Annotated in this window: 11 protein-coding genes; 5 read left to right on the forward strand and 6 right to left on the reverse strand. The window is 59.9% G+C overall.

The window, feature by feature from the left end:
• Nucleotides 1-15 precede the first annotated feature (15 nt).
• Entirely contained in the window at nucleotides 16-879 is an 864-nt protein-coding gene (locus WFQ05_RS17260; RefSeq protein WP_337054708.1) for a hypothetical protein, read from the reverse strand.
• Between the two features lie 262 nt (nucleotides 880-1,141).
• Between WFQ05_RS17260 and WFQ05_RS17265 the strand changes: the two genes are divergently transcribed.
• Nucleotides 1,142-1,810 carry a hypothetical protein gene (locus WFQ05_RS17265; RefSeq protein ID WP_337054709.1) on the forward strand — a complete coding sequence of 223 codons (669 nt, stop codon included), beginning with the start codon at nucleotides 1,142-1,144 and terminating at the stop codon, nucleotides 1,808-1,810.
• Between the two features lie 28 nt (nucleotides 1,811-1,838).
• Nucleotides 1,839-2,618: an abortive infection family protein gene (locus WFQ05_RS17270; protein WP_337054710.1), complete on the forward strand. Its 780-nt coding sequence runs from the start codon at nucleotides 1,839-1,841 to the stop codon at nucleotides 2,616-2,618.
• Between the two features lie 161 nt (nucleotides 2,619-2,779).
• On the opposite strand, the gene WFQ05_RS17275 is transcribed toward WFQ05_RS17270, so the two are convergent.
• The 3 genes from WFQ05_RS17275 to WFQ05_RS17285 all read right to left on the reverse strand — a co-directional run bounded on the left by WFQ05_RS17275 (nucleotide 2,780) and on the right by WFQ05_RS17285 (nucleotide 6,030).
• Nucleotides 2,780-3,475, reverse strand: a complete 696-nt coding sequence (locus WFQ05_RS17275; protein ID WP_337054711.1) for a hypothetical protein — start codon at nucleotides 3,473-3,475, stop codon at nucleotides 2,780-2,782.
• Nucleotides 3,472-4,848 (reverse strand): hypothetical protein, encoded by a 1,377-nt coding sequence (locus WFQ05_RS17280; RefSeq protein ID WP_337054712.1) that lies wholly within the window; start codon nucleotides 4,846-4,848, stop codon nucleotides 3,472-3,474. Before WFQ05_RS17280 ends, WFQ05_RS17275 begins: the two co-directional genes overlap by 4 nt.
• 447 nt (nucleotides 4,849-5,295) lie before the next feature.
• Nucleotides 5,296-6,030, reverse strand: coding sequence for a hemolysin III family protein (locus WFQ05_RS17285; RefSeq protein WP_337054713.1), 735 nt, complete (start codon nucleotides 6,028-6,030; stop codon nucleotides 5,296-5,298).
• Between the two features lie 121 nt (nucleotides 6,031-6,151).
• On the opposite strand from WFQ05_RS17285, the gene WFQ05_RS17290 reads away from it, so the two are divergent.
• Both WFQ05_RS17290 and WFQ05_RS17295 read left to right on the forward strand, forming a co-directional pair.
• Entirely contained in the window at nucleotides 6,152-7,504 is a 1,353-nt protein-coding gene (locus tag WFQ05_RS17290; RefSeq protein ID WP_337054714.1) for a HAMP domain-containing sensor histidine kinase, read from the forward strand.
• Nucleotide 7,505: 1 nt separating this feature from the next.
• Nucleotides 7,506-8,207, forward strand: coding sequence for a response regulator transcription factor (locus tag WFQ05_RS17295; RefSeq protein WP_337054715.1), 702 nt, complete (start codon nucleotides 7,506-7,508; stop codon nucleotides 8,205-8,207).
• 9 nt (nucleotides 8,208-8,216) lie between these two features.
• On the opposite strand, the gene WFQ05_RS17300 is transcribed toward WFQ05_RS17295, so the two are convergent.
• Nucleotides 8,217-8,957: a DNA/RNA non-specific endonuclease gene (locus tag WFQ05_RS17300; protein ID WP_337054716.1), complete on the reverse strand. Its 741-nt coding sequence runs from the start codon at nucleotides 8,955-8,957 to the stop codon at nucleotides 8,217-8,219.
• A 654-nt stretch (nucleotides 8,958-9,611) separates the two neighbouring features.
• On the opposite strand from WFQ05_RS17300, the gene WFQ05_RS17305 reads away from it, so the two are divergent.
• Nucleotides 9,612-11,132, forward strand: coding sequence for an XVIPCD domain-containing protein (locus WFQ05_RS17305; protein WP_337054717.1), 1,521 nt, complete (start codon nucleotides 9,612-9,614; stop codon nucleotides 11,130-11,132).
• 29 nt (nucleotides 11,133-11,161) lie between these two features.
• On the opposite strand, the gene WFQ05_RS17310 is transcribed toward WFQ05_RS17305, so the two are convergent.
• Nucleotides 11,162-11,404, reverse strand: a complete 243-nt coding sequence (locus WFQ05_RS17310) for a hypothetical protein (RefSeq protein WP_337054719.1) — start codon at nucleotides 11,402-11,404, stop codon at nucleotides 11,162-11,164.
• Between the last annotated feature and the right edge of the window lie 319 nt (nucleotides 11,405-11,723).

Genomic DNA, 11,723 nt, shown 5'->3' on the forward strand with positions numbered 1-11,723 from the left:
GTATCGGTTGACTAGCTAGCTGCGTTGATCGTTCCGCAGGAATCCAATGTATTTCACGGAATTGATATCGGCGATAAAGCGCCCAGAGCCTGAGACTCTGGCGTGATCGAAGAGGAGAAGATAGTGGCCAACCATCTCGTCAATGCTAGATAGGCTATAGCGAGCAAGAATGGGGGGGATGCGGTCGCGCGGAAGTGCTATGCGGAAACTCTGGTGAGTCGCGCCAAAGTTGCAGTAGTAGGTATCATGCGCTGCCCACAAATTCCAGGGGCGAACGATGCCCCAGAATCCAAGCCAGCGACCGACATGCTGCGCCATACTGGCCGATTCGAAACGCACGAAGGCATCATGGACAGCCATCTCCGTGCGATCGGGATCCGGCATACGAAGCGTTAAAGAACTGGTCTTAAAGCTCGGCCAATCAACAAGCTGTTCAAGCAGCTTTTGTGGGCCGCGTGGCACGAAATTTGTTGACCGGGTCCGGTCACCTCCTCCACGTGATCGGCTGTCGTCTCCCGTTGGCTCGCCGGTTGCGGTGTCATCGGCAGAGGCTTCATCTTGATTGGTCAGAATCCGAACGATCAGTGTGGTGTGTCGCTGTTCCCAGCGAGCCACAGTGCGATCGGTATCGTCTTCTTCAGATAAATCACCATAGTTCCGGGTGATGTCGCACTCATCTCCGTGGGGCCGGGAGTAGAAGTGAGCGACCTTGCTGCGCCGCCCTGGGCTGGGCTTGGACGCGGATCTTAAATGGGCGGTTGCCTCGCAGTAAGGGCAACGCAAATGAGGTTTTAGCGCCAGACGAGCAGACTGATTCAGGTCCACCACCTCTTGGGCTGTGTATTCCTGCTCGCTTCGACGATCCCTTGCTTTATCCATCAGACACCCCCTGTCTCGCCTTGCATGCTTTCAAGTGTAGTGCGGCTAGTCAAGCCGATCCGTACGGGGAGTATTCTGATGCAATCAGGTGCACGGCATCTGATGACGAAGGGCTCTGTAAAATTAGGTGTTACCGATCAACTTATGAAAGACAGCAGACCTGTAAGGAGTGATCATTCGGGTGCTCCGGTCGAAGACCTCGCCCACTTGAAGCACAATGGCGCTAAGATTTGCCTGTCAGCATTCGAAGGGGCGGCAGGGGATGGCTTGGACGGATCGGTTAGTCATCAGCAGACTGTTAGCAGAGAAGGCACCCCTTGGAGTTGAGTCTGTCGGTGACGATGTCGATGAGATCTTCAATGCTATTGGTAGGGATAGCTGGACGCATGTGTTGACCCAAGATATGGGAATTGGTGGGGCGATTGCCTCGCCCCACATCGGTGAGCTGTCAAGCTTCGTGGATCGATACAATGAGGCGCCTGAATGGTTCAAGTTGAAACAGCTCGATTGGCTTCTGGCTGACGCTCTCTGTTATGCAGAAGTCAACCAGGCCATGCATGCCTGGCGCTATCCGAAATGGACTAGGGCTGGCAGTTTTCGGTGGGAAAAGCTGACTTTTAAGGTCATCGCATTTCTCATCAGCTGGGTCATCTGGCTTGCCATTCTCTGGCTTCTATCAACGATCTCCGGATGGCTCGTAGCGCTCTGGGTTGCTCTTACTATCCTTAATGTGGTTTTTGGAGTGATTCGCAAGGTGGAGCGGGACAAACTGATGTTGTCCATGATCGATGCTTACCATACTCTGGATTCCAGCCATCCCAGTTGGTCCAACACTTGGAATAGCTTGCAGAAGAGCAAAGATCTTGGTGCGAAGTGGCCCACACCACTTTTGCGCCTTGTGGAGGATAAGTCTCGGGGGCGGAATGCTTAAAGAATTTCCAAGGCCACTTGCTAGTGTCGTGGGAGATATCATCGGTAGCTACTACTACCACCATAAATCGATCGAGACACTATTCTACGAGTCTGGCGCGTCTGGCGATCCTCCTGAGGGTAATGTCTATAAAAAGACAGAGCTTTGGTTGATCCGAGAAGGGAAAGAAGATCCCTCGAAGGCTCTTTCTATCCTCGGCAAGGTCATAGAAGACTTTATGGATGGTGATAGCACTCGGTCCATGAATCACGAAGAGAAGCCGAAGGCGCAAAAGCGCCTCACTGATGCTCTTGCTCGTTATCAACTTAATTATGGCTTCGGTGGTCAGATATTTGGAGCAGCGAGCGTTACGGCACCAAGTAAGGCGTTCGGAGAAGCACTGAGAGAATTTTCCGTCGCAGAAATTGAAGATGAGTTCAGTCGCGCGGTGCGGTTCATCGATTCGGATCTGCCAAGCGCGGTAACAGCTGCGTGTGCCATCGTGGAAGCACTATGCAAGCACTACATTGCTCAACAGAATCTGGATCTTCCAAGCATGCAGACTGTCAAGCCACTATGCCAAAAAGTCTCTAAGCACCTAAAGCTATCCCCTGATCAAATTGAAGACGATGATTTGAAGCGGGTGCTGACCGGACTTAGCTCTATAGTGGATGGACTAGGAGCGTTCAGAACGCACGCCGGCAGTGCCCACGGCCAGCACAAGCGGTCCTACAAAGTAGCCCCAAGGCATGCACGACTGGTCGTGCATGCTTCTCACTCCCTATGTCTTTTTATCATTGAGACTTGGCGCGCACGGAGCGGTGAGTAGGGCGCCGCCATTATCGATCAGCTCAGGTCGCGGATGCGATGCAGTTCAAGTTGCACTCGGCAGCATGTGCTTCACCTCGTAGGACGCGATGATGCCGACATTGCTCGCTCCGATGAGTTCTTCCAGGAAAGCCCGGGCGGTTTTGCCAGGGCCCTTTCCAATCACTCTCCCAGGGACTGCAGTCGCGTGCGCTCCAATTCCTGCCTGAGCACGAACTTGTCATCCCGTTCGACCGGACTTGTTGAGCTGGTCGTGCTCGCGCTCTTCGCGTTGGCGCCTGCAGAGATTCCTGCCTTCTCCTCAAGCACAGCCAGACGCTTCACGTAGTAGTCGCGATGCTGCTTGCTGACATCTTGCAACCTGCCCGAGTCGAGTTCGAGTAAGCGTTGCTCCTTTGGAGTGGGTAGCGCCCCTTCATACTGATCAATGAAGCGGTCCACGACCAAGAGCTTCTTCGGTGAGCCTGGCTCAGAAATGAGCCGCTGATCCAGCCCGCGCATGTTGGTCCCGTTGCTTCGATAGATCGTCACGACGGGGCTGCCTGCTCGCGTTGTGATGACGGCAAGGTTGTTGAAGAACGCGCGCCCGGAGTAGTCCACCAGTGCAACAAGCTCCAAGTTGCCATCGCCATCGAGGTCAATGAACTTGGCTTCGCTTACCGTGGCTTGCACAGTGTCGCCATCCGGGTCGTATCGAACGATCAGCTTCTCAGCAACCTTGGCAAGGTCGGGAGTCTGATTGAGCTTGGCGGCCTGGGACGATCGCCAGGTCATGGGTTGACCAAGATCGGCGCTCCACGCGGTGAATGGGGCGGAAGATGAGATGACAAGGGCGAGGAGTAGGGCGTTCATCTTCATTGGATTTTTGACCTCACTTCATTGGTGTAAGCCACGCCAGCCGGGTTGTTCTGCGTATTGACCACCCAATCCCAAGCGCCATTGGTATTCACTGCTCGGTAGTATTGATTTTCTGTTCCCGAAGCGGCGCCAGGACCATAGAGCGTGACAGCCATATTTTCCAGTTCTTTTCCGGTTAGCTCGCGAATGCCTGGGGCAGCGTTACGCATGCGATTGTAGAGCCGCACCGCTGTGAGCAGCTTCTCTCGAAAGAGCTTGTCTGCGGAGGTTGTGTTCTCAATCCAACTCCACGCATTGAAGACGCCTTGTGAGCCGGTAATGGTGCTGCCTGACGATGCAACCTGCATCAGCCCCACATGGCTTCCGCCATCGTAGCTTTCGGTCGGCCAAAGCCCCGCATGCCCATATTTCGTCGTCTGTGTGAACTGGCGGTAGTTGCTTTCCTGCTTGGCGATACCCGTGTAAAGGCGTGGCGTGGGGCCGGTGGAGTAAAGCGAAACCAGGCGCGTGGTGATGGTGTCATCCGGGATCTGACTGCCTAGGATGTAGACATACTCGACAGGGCAGGCCTGCGCCGCGCTGGTTGACGCTGAGACCTTCAAGCGCCCTCCGCGAGACTGGTAGTAGAGCTTGTGGGTCGCGGTGCCTTCCGTAGTGAAGGTGCTGGTCAAGCCCGGCATCGAGCGAGGTGTAGAAGTGTCGTATTCCAGTTCGGCGGTCCAGTTGACAGTGCCAGTTGCCGCGCTCCCTGCCGCAGCGAAGCTCACATCCTCAGATCGGGTCAGGTTCTGCTGGGTCAGCAAGAACTCTGCATCCTTGGTCGGGGTTGAGATACGCAACGCGCCGCCGCTCTGGGCAGTGAACTGCAGATTGTCGATGGCAAAGCCGTTGGCGTCACCGCCTGCATCTGCAATGCGGAAGGAATGCGTGCCTGCGGGCGCGGTGAAGGTCACAATTCCCGTGGACTGGTTGCTAACGGTGCTCAGAACTGCGTCATTGATGTCGCGAAACTCGACGACAGTGGAAGCCACTTGGTCGAAGTATCCCGCTTGGAAGCTCAGAGAGGTTGCAGCGAGCTTGGTCGTAGGGTCGCTAGGATCAACCAGTTCGGCAACGATGGGTCCCTGGAACTTGGGCGTGCCCGATAGAACAGGTGAGGTCGGATTGGAGCCATCAGTGGCGATCTGTGCCGCTTGGCTTGCAGGGAAGTTGACGCCCTTGTTTTGATACTGCGTGGTGATCGTCGTTCCCACCGGGAACTCACTGAACGTCAGTTGCGCGCTGGTTGATGCGCACTGTTGTGCGAAACCTGGCCCAGCTGCGCTCATGGCGACGGCCAAAAGCGAGATGCGCCTCAGATTGATTGCAGTCATTTGCATCCATCTCCTTGGGTTGAATGGTCTTTCTTATGGGGGACGAGACGGTGTCTACCTCCTTTGGCCAAGCGTAAAAGTGACAAGCAAAGGCAAGCCCTTCCGTGCGCGACGAAAGCGGGGGCGGCAGTTCTGGGGGAATGCGATGCGCGTCATACAGTCCTTGTAGCTAGGACGCTTTGCTGCGCCCTGAAAGCACTTCCTGTGCATGGCGTTCCGCTAGGTGCGGTGCCATCGCTGCTGTATACGCCATCGATGTTTACCGCGCAATACGAGCAAACGGCGGCTTCAAGAACTTAGATACAAAGCAGATTTCGAGTCACTCGCACGGGGAGGGCGTGGAATGCGAGTCGCAATCTCGGGCGCTGAGACCAATGCGCGCCAAGCTTCCTCTATGCCCTCCCTTTCGTTTGACTCTCCCGCCTGGGCGGATCAAGTTCGATCTGCCTACGTGCCTGGCAACTGCATGACGGCCACGTAGTGGGAAACGCTTCCCAGAATGACGAAGCCATGCCAAACGGCATGCATGTAGGGCTTGGCCGAGCGTAGATAGAACAGCGTGCCGAGCGTGTAGAAGCAGCCGCCTGCAAAGAGCCAGGCGAAGGTGCTGAATCCAAGGTGCTGGATGATGGGCATCGCCGCGCACGCAACGAGCCAGCCCACGCCGATGTAGGGGATGAGTGAGAGCCAGGTTCGACCCAGGGGGCGGAAGGCTTTGAACATCGTGCCAACCAGGGCCAAGGTCCATATTCCGATCAGGGACGGGGTGCTCCAGGAGCCTGGGAGCGCCAGGCAGAACGGCGTGTAAGTTCCAGCGATCAAGAGGAAGATCGCCGCGTGATCGGCACGGCGAAGGCTTGCCTTGGCCCTTGGGTCAGCGCAGGCGTGATAAAGGCACGAGACGACATAGGTGATCGTCAACGTCAAACCAAAGACGCCGCTCCCTAGCAGGGCCCGACTGTCTCCGTTGGCGGCTGCTTGGCGCAGGAGAAAAAGGGTGGCGGGGATGGAAAGCAGCGCAGCGGCGCCGTGGGAGAGCGTGTTGAGCCACTCACCCGTAGGCAGAAGCGTCTTCTTGGGTGTTGATCGGATGCGGTAAGGCCGGAAGAGCGCCTGCGTCAATCCAGGTGCCTTTAAGGCATCGGTCGTAGTGCGCGTCTGGCGCATGAAGATCCGTTCCATCGATGAGTAATCGGGCTCAGCGTGGACCGGAAAGGTTGTCCGAAGGTTGCGCGTCGAATCGTTTGCTCCGTCAGGGTGGCTTGTCCATCATGCTCACGAGAAGACGTAGACGGATCGATCCATGCGCAAGACCCAGTCGCTATCGTGGCGACTCTCCTGGCAAGTCGGCGTGGCGCAAGTGCTTGCGTTCGTGCTGTTGGGCGCAGTGATGTGCATTGCGTTTCTGGATCGCTCGATCGGCCAACTGCCGCATGGCACGGCGATCGACGTCGCCGAAGCCTTGGGCTACGAGCATGGAAGGCTTCGCTTCGATCCGGGGCTACTGCCGCAAGAGTTCACCAGCCAAGCGCCCCATGCGTGGGCCCTGGCGAAAGATGACCTCGGAAACATCGCGGCTTGGGGCACAGCGCCCAAGGCGTTCGAAGCCTGGGTGCCGATCATGGGTGAGCTTGAACCGACCGACATCAAGAGCAACGTTCCACCGTTCCGCTCGGCGACGAAGTTGATCGTGCATCATCAGGGCGGCAGGACGCTGCGTGTGCTGGTCGGCGGCTACGGCGGCTATGACCTGGCTGGCGCCATTGCTTTTATCGCGATTTACCTGGCGCCGTGGGTGGGCCTACCGCTCATGGTCACTTCGATTGTTGTGATTCCTTTGGTGGTCCATCGACGCCTGAAGGGAATGAACGAAGTCGCAAGACTGGCCGCGCAGACGGACCTGAGTCGTCGCGCCAAGCCCCTGGAGGCGGCGGATGTTCCCGTTGAGATCCGGCCATTGATCGATGGCTTCAACCAGGCGCTCCAGCGGATCTGGGACGTGTCCGAAGCCCGCGACCGCTTCCTGGCAGACGCCGCACACGAACTCAGGATGCCCATCGCGATTCTGACGACCCGGGTCAGCGGCCTGGAAGCAGGCGCTACGAAGGATGAGTTGATGTTGGACGTGGCGCGCCTGCAGAACATCACCGAGCAGCTGCTTGACATCCAGCGGGTCGATCGCAGGATCGGTGTCTTCGAGCGCTTCGACCTGGTCGCCATCGCGCAGGAGGTTGCCGAGGTGACCGCGCCGCTCATTGTCGCCAACGGGTATGAGTTCTCGTGGGAACCGCCGGATCGGGCGCAGTGGATGGAAGGTGATGCCGGCGCGATCCAGCGCGTGATCACTTGCCTGGTCCAGAACGCGATCGATCACGGATCGAAGCAGGGCGAGATCAGGATCGTGGTCGGCCCCGACTGCTCGGTGAGCGTATTCGACCAGGGAGAGGGCGTGCCGAGCGAGGCCAGCTCGCGGATCTTCGAGCCATTCTTCCGTCTGCGTCCCTCGGGAGCTGGAAGCGGGCTGGGGCTTTATCTGGCGGCGGAGATCGTCAAGAAGCATCGCGGCGTGCTGACGGTATCCCAGCCTGTGCGAGGTGGCTGTTGCTTCACCATGCGCCTGCCGAGCGCCGGCAGCCCGATCTCGGGTGAGCACTAGGATGCGCCTGCTCATCGTTGAGGACGATCAGCAATTCGCGTCGGTGCTGGCCACGCAACTGGCGCGACACGGCATGATCGGCGATGTGGTCCCCAGCCTGCGCCAGGCCGAGCAGGCACTTGCCAGCCACGAATACAGGGTGATGCTGCTGGATCGGCAGCTGCCCGACGGCGAAGGCGCGGACTTTGTGCCGCGCGCCCGAGCAATACGCCCGGGTCTGCCCATCGTGATCCTGACGGCAAAGAGTGAGATCAGCGAGCGCATCGATGGGCTGGATAGCGGCGCGGACGATTATCTGACCAAGCCGTTTTCGACGGATGAGCTGCTTGCGCGGCTGCGGGCCATCTTGCGCCGCCCGACTCAGGTGGTGGTCCAGACGATCCGCATCGGCAATGTTCGATACTCCTCTGACGATCGGGAAGTGTGGGTAGACGGGGAGAGGCTGACGCTTCCCAGACGACAACTACTGGTGCTCGAGGCGCTGCTCATGCGCCACGGGCGGACGGTTTCAAGAGCGGCGTTGCTGGAAAGCGTCTATGGGTTGGACGAACACCTGGAGTCCAACGCGCTGGAAGCCCATGTCTCCAAACTGAGGCGAGCGCTCGCCGATAGCGGGGCGGGGATCAAGATCCATGTGTTGCGGGGGTTGGGCTACATGGTTCAGGAAACTCGCCAGGAAGGCGCCGGACCTGTTCGTCGGTGAGGTTTCCGATCAGCTCAGGTCGCAGTTGCTCGGCAGTGTCCAGGTCGAGCTCGGCAGCATGTGCTTCACTTCATAGGATGCGGTGATGCCGACATTGCTCGCCCCGATGAGTTCCTCCAGATCCGCGATCGAGACGATGTAGTCGTCCAGGCTGCCCAGGCCTGTCTCGTTGGGGATGATCCAGCTGATGGCCTTCTCGGCGCCCGTGTTGGGGTCCGTGGTGATGATGGTCTTCCAGAAGTATTCCGGCGTGCGGATGCCGTGGCTGGCCAGGAAGTAGTCGTTGGAGGTGTCGCCATAGACCACGCCGCCGTACACCTCGACGGGGTTGATGTCCCGGTAGCACTCGGCGACGTTTTCGGCCTGCACCCAGATGCCCTGGTTGAAGCCCGACACCTGCGGCACGATGTTGGACATCAGGTTGGCGCGGCGGATGTAGGTCGTGTTGTAGTCCATGTGGTTGGAGGTGACCAGATGGCCGCGATCGTAGCCGGAGTGCACGCTGGAATAGGACTTCGTCGAGGTCTGGCCACCGCAGCCGCTTGGCAGCGTCGTGTCGAGGTTGAAGTCGGAGGGGCGAGCGGCGGAGCCGTTATCGGCGCCGAGGGTGTATTCGTAGCGCGTGGCGGTGTGCTCGGTGCAGTCGTAGGTGAGGATGAAGCCCCCCTTGTTGAGGGTGACCACCTGGGCCTGCGCTGCGGCGCTGAAGGTGGTGAGCAGAAAGACGGCGAGAAAGATCGGGAATCGCATGGCTTCTCCATGATGTTGGCGGGCCGCACGAAGCCAGCACGCACGGCCCTGGGCCGTGCCTGTTGAGCGACATGCGAGTTGACGGAGGTGGAGCAGACAGCCAAGACCGGCGCGATGCCGGAGTGGTGTGAGAAAGACGACCACCGCGCCCCTTTGCCACGACGTGGCACGCGGTGACCGCAGATATCCAACAGAGTTTCTGCGTGGTCAACAGCCAATCAAGCAAGCTGTGACTGAGTCCTTGAACCCGGCTTCTGTCAATGAAGCGCCATCAGGATGAAACGTCGATCAGGGCTGCCCTTGCTGGGTCGGCCGATCGAGCATGGTGCATGCCACGTGCTTCCAGGCGTCGTGCGGCTCCCGCATCCGCGCCTCAACACGGCGCAGCCGTCGCAATCGATGAGGGCAGCAACGTGGGCATGCCGACCTGGCACATCGTTGAGCACTGCGGAATGATTGCGCGGCTGCAGGCACTCAACTTCAGCAGGTTGGCGACCCAACCGGCCCGTATCGATCCAAGTGGCTGCAGACGACAGACTCCGGTTCGAGCGTCCAGTCACATTTCGAGGCGCCGCCCCTCCAGCATCTTCGAGCCACGCTGTGCACCGGCGCTAGGATGTTCCAGACAAGGAATCCCACAAAAGGAGATTGGCCATGGGCGTCTCGAAGCACACGCTCCAAAGCGGGCAGCAGGTGGAACTCGTGGATTGGGAGGGGGTGAAGCCGCCCCAGCACGGGGCCGCACTGCAGAACGCGGCGTGGGATCCGGAGGCCTCGCGCATCGGCCTGGCGTTCTATGGGTCCACCGAAGAATTCATGCGCAACGACTGGGCCAGGCAGCATATGAGCCCGACGCCGGCAGCGCTGCCCGGACAGCGCCCGGTGCTGCTGTATTACAGCGAGCGAGAGGGGAGCTGGCACACGCCGGAGGCGTTGGATATCGACCACATCGTGCAGTGGAAGGACCACCTCAAGGCGCTGGACGTTCGCAATCTGGCCGAAGCCCAGATGGGCTACAACGATGTGAGCAACCTCAGATTGCTGCCAGCGGCGGTCAACCGCGCGCGCGACGCAGCGGATCGTGTCCACGACCAACATGGGCCACAATCGGCCGAATGGCGCGCCTGGTGCCATGCGCGTTTCGGCTTCGATCCGTCGGCGCCGCGGGCGGCCTTCGATCCGGACACCGACGGCGCCAAGCGGCGCGCCGCGACGCTCGAGGCCGATTGGACGCCGGCGATGACGCGCAAGGACCTCTCGTTCGATACGGCCGTGGTGGAGAAGTGGTTCGAAAGCGCCTTGAAGGAAGCCTACCGCGGTGAAGCCTCGGTCACGCGTCCGGTGGCGCCTTTCGACGCGATGAAGGTGCCGCTCTTCGAGTGCGCAGTCACCAGGCAGCTCTGCACGCGCGACGCGTTCGATATCGATCATGCGATCGCATTCGAGGCGCTTCTCAAGGAATTGCCCAAGCACACCGGCGGCCAGGGCCTGAAGAAGGCCGATGTGCTGGATGCCTTCAACGACACCAGCAATCTGCGCCTGGTCAGCCGCGCGGCCAATGCGTCCCACGAGTTCGAGCTCAGTGGCCAGGGTCAGTACCAGGAAGCGCTCAAGGAGATGCCGGAGCAGCCCGGAGAGTTCAGGAACTTCCTGGTGCCGGGCGCGATGAGTGCGGCCGACCAGCAGGCGCTGACCGACGCCATCAAGGCATTCGTGGGAAGGGATCAGCACAAGGCCGAGGTGTATTCGCAACTCAAGGCCGGCGGCGTGATCGACTTCCAGGATCCTCGCGCGACCGCGGGGCCGGTATTGCAGCTGTCCGATCCGCATCATCCCGACCATCATCGGTTCGATATGGTCATGCGCAGGATCGAGGTCCTGGACCCCAACGGGCAGGTGCTTCCCACGCAAGCGCATCGCGAGAATCTGGCAGCGGCGCTGGCGGTGGAATCCAAGCGTCAAGGCATGACCAGGATCGACATGGTCGACAAAGGTGGGCCCGAGGGCACCCAGCTGTTTGCCGCCGAGAAGCAGGGCGCGGTGCTGGGCCGGGCCCAGGTCTCGGTGACCGAAGGCGCCCTGACGCCGATGGCATTCAGCACGGCCGCCGCCGATGCCATGTCTGCCCCGGTCCAGTCGCAGGCGCACGCCCTGCACAAAACTGCGCATCAATAGCCTCGGACTTGCGCCCTCCGGACGAAGCTCTAGAGCGGCGCTTTGCGCCTCGGTCTTGCATTGACGGCCTGCGCAGCAGTCTTGGGCTGCTTTGCGCCCAGCAATGCCCGAACCTGACGCTGCTGCTTGTCCGTGAAATCGTGGAAGTGCGCGGACAGCATGCGTTTGATGCGCCGGTGTGCCTCGGCGATCGCGGCCTGGATCAATGCCTGATCCGCCTGTTCGGCTGCGGGCTTGCGGGACAGCAACGGCGTCGAAGGCTTGGGGGGCATGGGGCGGGGCGAGCGAGGGCGAAGCCAATCCTCGGACCTGCCATGCCGGCTCGCAACCCCGTGCTGGCGCAATCGCCGTCATGCGCGGCGTGCGACGCGCGTCAGCGACATGAGCGGCCTGTCCATGGAATAGGCAGCTGACAGCCCTGGCGCACGGATGAGAGCAGGAGACGCTCCCTGCCTGCATCAGGCCGGGTCGTCTCCGGCCGCTTGTTCTTCCTGTTCTGATCCGAAACCAAGGTGCGCAACCCGATCGCCGGTACGCGCCGCTCGCCGCTGCCGTTTGTCTGTCGGTGCCCGCCAGTCGTCGCCTCCCCGC

The organism is Pseudoxanthomonas sp. USHLN014, assembly GCF_037153335.1.
Taxonomy (GTDB): Bacteria; Pseudomonadota; Gammaproteobacteria; order Xanthomonadales; family Xanthomonadaceae; genus Pseudoxanthomonas_A; species Pseudoxanthomonas_A winnipegensis.

Excerpts from the sequence above, each read along its gene's own strand:
- WFQ05_RS17305 (WP_337054717.1), top strand. The coding sequence starts at position 9,612 with ATGGGCGTCTCGAAGCACACGCTCCAAAGCGGGCAGCAGGTGGAACTC.
- WFQ05_RS17300 (WP_337054716.1), bottom strand. The coding sequence starts at position 8,957 with ATGCGATTCCCGATCTTTCTCGCCGTCTTTCTGCTCACCACCTTCAGC.
- WFQ05_RS17280 (WP_337054712.1), bottom strand. The coding sequence starts at position 4,848 with ATGACTGCAATCAATCTGAGGCGCATCTCGCTTTTGGCCGTCGCCATG.
- WFQ05_RS17260 (WP_337054708.1), bottom strand. The coding sequence starts at position 879 with ATGGATAAAGCAAGGGATCGTCGAAGCGAGCAGGAATACACAGCCCAA.
- WFQ05_RS17290 (WP_337054714.1), top strand. The coding sequence starts at position 6,152 with ATGCGCAAGACCCAGTCGCTATCGTGGCGACTCTCCTGGCAAGTCGGC.
- WFQ05_RS17295 (WP_337054715.1), top strand. The coding sequence starts at position 7,506 with ATGCGCCTGCTCATCGTTGAGGACGATCAGCAATTCGCGTCGGTGCTG.
- WFQ05_RS17310 (WP_337054719.1), bottom strand. The coding sequence starts at position 11,404 with ATGCCCCCCAAGCCTTCGACGCCGTTGCTGTCCCGCAAGCCCGCAGCC.
- WFQ05_RS17265 (WP_337054709.1), top strand. The coding sequence starts at position 1,142 with ATGGCTTGGACGGATCGGTTAGTCATCAGCAGACTGTTAGCAGAGAAG.
- WFQ05_RS17275 (WP_337054711.1), bottom strand. The coding sequence starts at position 3,475 with ATGAAGATGAACGCCCTACTCCTCGCCCTTGTCATCTCATCTTCCGCC.
- WFQ05_RS17285 (WP_337054713.1), bottom strand. The coding sequence starts at position 6,030 with ATGGAACGGATCTTCATGCGCCAGACGCGCACTACGACCGATGCCTTA.